The organism is Parafannyhessea sp., from assembly GCF_051876455.1.
Lineage (GTDB): Bacteria > Actinomycetota > Coriobacteriia > Coriobacteriales > Atopobiaceae > Parafannyhessea.
This window is the reverse complement of record NZ_JBJEHW010000054.1, coordinates 1-4,530: the sequence shown is the minus strand read 5'-3', so window position 1 is coordinate 4,530 and position 4,530 is coordinate 1. Positions and strand designations below refer to the sequence as shown.

The window sequence follows — 4,530 nt, the reverse complement described above, 5'->3', positions numbered from 1 at the left end:
CCATGCGGACTCCAATCCGGACCCCTTTTGGTCCAACTTTTTGTCCGCGACTCCAGGTCGTCAGCGTCCCACTCGTCCCAGTCGGGCGAGCCCTGCCCGTGGCCTCGGCCGTGGGCGGTGTAGGTGCCGTGTTCGCGCACCTCCTGTGTCAGCTCCTCCAGCCGCTTGCGTCGCCGCCCGAGCGAGCGCCACGCCGCCATGGGCGAGGACGCGAGCCTACGTTGCAGCGACGTGAGCGCGAAGCCCACGGCGTTCTTGCGGTCGGCGCGCACGATGGCCTCGGCGCGGTTGAAGCCCTCGCGCACATAGTCGCTCACGTGCTCGTAGAGCGCCTGCTCGGCTGGCGTGAGCGTGTAGGCGGCCGTGCGCGCCTCACGTATGGGGAAAAGCGGCTTGCCCTCGAAGGTCAAAAGCTCCTCCTTCTGCAGGCGCCGCATGAGCCCGTCGAGGTTGCGGGCGAGACCGGAGCGTGCCCCGCCCTCGAAGCGGTCGGGGTCGAGAAGCTTCATGAACTCCTGGAAGTCGGCCTCCTTGCCGTTGTGCGGCGTGGCGGTCATGAGCAGGAGGTTGCGCGTCGTGGAGCTGAGCAGCTGGCCCAGGCGGTAACGGTGCGTGTAGTCTACCTTGCGGCCGTTCACGTGCGCGGCCATCTTGTGCGCCTCGTCCACCACCACGAGGTCCCAGCTCACCTCGCGAAGCATTGCCTGCAGCCGCTCGTCGCGGGCGAGCTTGTCCATAGAGGCCACCATGAGCGGGATGTCGCGGAAGGGGTTGCCCGTGCGCGTGGAGTCCACCACGTCGTTGGTGAGCATCCGGAACTCGAGGCCGAACTTCGGTCCCAACTCGTCCTCCACCCACTGCTGTACGAGGCCGCCGGGGCACACGATGAGGCAGCGCTCCACCTCGCCGCGGATTATGAGCTCCTTGATGAGCAGCCCCGCCATAATGGTCTTGCCCGCGCCGGGGTCGTCTGCGAGGAGGAACCTGAGCGGCTGCCTGGGGAGCATGTCCTCGTACACGGCCGTGATCTGGTGCGGCAGCGGCTCGATGATGGACGTGTGCATAGCGAGTCGCGGGTCGAACACGTAGGAGTAGCGTATGCGCAGCGCCTCGGAGGCCAAAAGGAACGCGTCCGGGTCGGCGTCGTAGCGCCGCCCGGACTGCGCCGTGACCGGCCACACGTAGGCGAGGTCGTCCGGGTAGAGCGACACGGAGTCAAAGGAGCCGTCGAGCCGCTGGTACACGAGGTTGGCCGCGCTGCCCTTGGGTGTCACGGCCACGACCTCCACCACCTCGGTGGGGAGCACGCCCTCCACGCGCATTCCGGCCTTGAGCTCCCCCAGCCTCACCGCATCCCTCTCTCCGGACGAAAATCGACTGAATCAAATACTATCCAATATACCGTAGCGAGCTGCGAGCGGCCAGAAGCCCTCCGGCGGGGGCGCCGATAACCAGGCGATTGGCACCATCCGCGAGACGACCCCTTGCAATCCGCACGAGATTCCACCTGCCGCGATGCGACCACATGGCAGCAGCGGACGAGCCCACAAGCGCATTGTAGCTTCGGACAACGCACAGCAACCGCTCAGGACTCCTGATAACCAACCTGCGGCCCCCACGACGCGGAGAGGGTTACGCTACCGAGAGTCATCGGCTGCGCCGTCGGCGCATCTATACGCGCCTCAATGGCGGTGAGATAATGCCCTCGTAGGCATGCACTAGGAAGGTTGCAACATGACGGGATGGATGATTCGCGCGGGACGCGGGGGCGTGTACGCGCAGAGCTGGCTCGAGACCGGCACCATAGGCATTGGCTGGGACTTCGGCGGGGCGGATTTAGCCCGCATGCCAAAGGGCCGGATACGCGAGGCATACGTAGCTGCGCATCCCGGCGAGTCCAAGGGCAAGGTCAGTGCGGCGGTCTCCCAGGTCTATAAGTTCGCGCACGACATGGCCGAAGGCTCAACGGTCGTCATGTACGACCCCGAGACGCGACTCTACCACCTCGGCACGGTGGCGGGTCCCTGCATGCCGACGACCCAGGACGGCGCAACCTACGTGCGTACGGTCTCCTGGCAGGGCCAGGCCCAGCGCGACGCGCTCTCCACTGCATCGAAGAACTCCCTCGGCGGCATATCCACGATCTTCTCGGTCTCCGACGAGGTGCTGGCAGACCTGAGGCGCGCTGCGGTAAAGCCGTCCGAATCCCCCGTGGCGCCCGCCGACCAGGACGACGAGGGCACCGAGGAGGAGGCGCGCTACGCGACCTTCGACAACGGCATTGAGCGAATAAAGGACCGCCTTCTCGCCGTCGACCCTGACGACATGGAACAGCTCACTGCCGGGCTCCTGCGCGCGATGGGCTACCACGCCGGCGTCACGCCGAAGGGTCCCGATGGCGGCAGGGACGTCATCGCCTCGCCCGACGCGCTGGGCCTCGAGGTGCCGCGCATCATCTGCGAGGTCAAGCACCGCAAGGGCGCCATGGGGGCGCCCCAGCTCCGCTCGTTCATAGGCGGACTGCGCGGAGGCGATCGCGGGCTCTACGTCAGCACCGGCGGCTTCACAAAGGAGGCACGCTACGAGGCCGACCGTTCCAACATACCCGTGCGGCTGCTCGACCTCGACGGCTTCGCGCGCCTCTACGTCGACTTCTACGACCGCACCGACGAGGACGCCCGCGCCATCCTGCCTCTCGTCCGCATCTGGTGGCCGGCGTAGACTGCCATGAGCTATTGTGCGAGCATCGTCATAAGGGAAGGCGGGAAGAGCAGCTTTCACGGATTGAGCCTCTATAACCCGCTTCCATACCTGTTCCTGCGGCCTGGGCAGTTGAAGGCGTTTGCAGATTCCACCCGCTTCAATCTAAGCGGCCTCAATAGTGTTTGGAGCGAGACGGGCATCCTTATGGACGCAGATGGGAAGCAGCTGCTCTACTTCGGCAGCGATGACAGCACCTGGGAGATAGGGTTCCGCAAAGTGCTCGACGCCTTCCTTGAGCGCTCCCTCTGGCCGGGCTGGAATGTGCGGTTCTGTCCTCGCCATCTCGTGGACTTCGCAGAGGCGCTGGGGCTCGAAAGCCCGATGACGCCGTGGCTAGGTGATGCACCAGACCTCTATGATTTGAAGTACTGGATCGGCAGGGAGTCGCGTCTGGACAGTCTCAACGATGGCGAGATTTCGAGCGCGATCATGGTGAGAAAAGGCGGTGCGCATTACCTGCATACCATCGACTCCATGTACGTGACCGACATCCTCGATCATGGGGAGGAGCTTGTCGCGCCGCTTCTCAAGCCAGGCTTGGACAAGCTCGTTTCCGGCATCGATGGTGACGGGCTCTGCTCGTCCGCTCTCATCGACTGCGACGGTAGAACCCTCGCGTACTGGTACGTGGACGAGGACAGGCCGCCAGATTACTTCCGGCGCTTTTGGCCGGGATGGGAATTGGTTGACCTCCAAGATGACTATCAGGCGTTCTCTAAGGCTACGGATGGAATCGTCGCGTTCGACGAGTCGATAGACATGGAACGTGCCATTGCGGGCATACGCGCCTGCAACCATATCGACGTCTACGATGACAAGCCCACCATACCGCCCGAGAAGTTCGAGTCAATGCTGTCGTCGTTTCTGACCGGCTATCAGCCATGACGTGCAGGTTTGGGTTCATTTCTGCGAGGCTGTTTGAGTGGTTGAAGAAGCGTTCTAATCGTTGCCTTCCTTCGTCTTCTCATACCATCGATTCCGTTACTCCTCGCGCGTCATGAGACCTGTGGCCACCTCGGCAATGTCCTGCCGATTCTCCGAAGCCGTGTCCTGGACGATGCTGTCGTCAAAGATCACCGACACGTCGTCCTTGTCAGGCAGTTTGGTGCCCATTGACCGAACGCAGGCCATGAGAGCCCTCGACACGTCGCAGAGCGCCCGCTGAAGCGTATTCTCGTTCTTGCGGATATTGCGCATGAGGGCGCTGTTGTCAGATGAGACCTCCGTTGCCGTGCGCACGTACCCAACGTTGTCGGTGCCGAAGTAGTTGACGCCCCGGCTGACGAGATCTCCGAGCACGTGCAACGCGAGCCGAAACGCCTTTCCTTGGAAATCCGTCCTCAGTGTCGGTGCGAACTCGGTGATCGTGTCCTCGGTGCTCATTACCTTCCTGAACACCGTGCAGTCGCCCTTGCCGAACGGTATCGGCACCCGCCTGCCATCGGCGGTCCTCTCCTGGTCGAACATCACGTCCGAGAGGAACACGCGCATCTTGCCCGCGTCCACCTCGTTGATGAGCGCGTCGTAGGCGAGGTCCACCGACTGCACAGCGTCCACGGCGTCCGCGAACACGGACTGCCCGTAGGGCGAGAAGTCCACGCGCGTGTTGGGAACCGCCGGCCGCACGATTCCGAACGTCGGCCCCACGGAGCCCGTGCCGACCTCCTCCGCGACGCCGGGCACGCCCACGACCCGCCCGTCCTTGTCGAAGCAGACCGTGCGTATGCGATAGAGACCGTCGTCCCCCACGACGTGCATCTGCAGCTG

Annotated in this window: 3 protein-coding genes and 1 pseudogene; 2 read left to right on the top strand and 2 right to left on the bottom strand. The window is 63.9% G+C overall.

The window, feature by feature from the left end:
• The coding region (locus ACI38Z_RS02590; protein WP_439788625.1) for a DEAD/DEAH box helicase at positions 1-1,349 on the bottom strand (1,349 nt) is incomplete at its 3' end.
• A 385-nt stretch (positions 1,350-1,734) separates the two neighbouring features.
• Here ACI38Z_RS02590 and ACI38Z_RS02585 point away from each other — a divergent pair.
• Positions 1,735-2,721 (top strand): restriction endonuclease, encoded by a 987-nt coding sequence (locus ACI38Z_RS02585; protein WP_439788624.1) that lies wholly within the window; start codon positions 1,735-1,737, stop codon positions 2,719-2,721.
• A 63-nt stretch (positions 2,722-2,784) separates the two neighbouring features.
• The gene (locus tag ACI38Z_RS02580) at positions 2,785-3,648 is read left to right on the top strand and encodes a hypothetical protein (protein ID WP_439788623.1); all 864 of its coding nucleotides are present in this window, start codon (positions 2,785-2,787) and stop codon (positions 3,646-3,648) included.
• Between the two features lie 96 nt (positions 3,649-3,744).
• On the opposite strand, the pseudogene ACI38Z_RS02575 reads toward ACI38Z_RS02580, so the two are convergent.
• Positions 3,745-4,530: pseudogene (locus ACI38Z_RS02575) on the bottom strand (hypothetical protein); the annotation flags it as partial.

What these genes read in the sequence shown, in the direction of transcription:
- ACI38Z_RS02585 (WP_439788624.1), top strand. Translation starts at nt 1,735, where the DNA reads ATGACGGGATGGATGATTCGCGCGGGACGCGGGGGCGTGTACGCGCAG.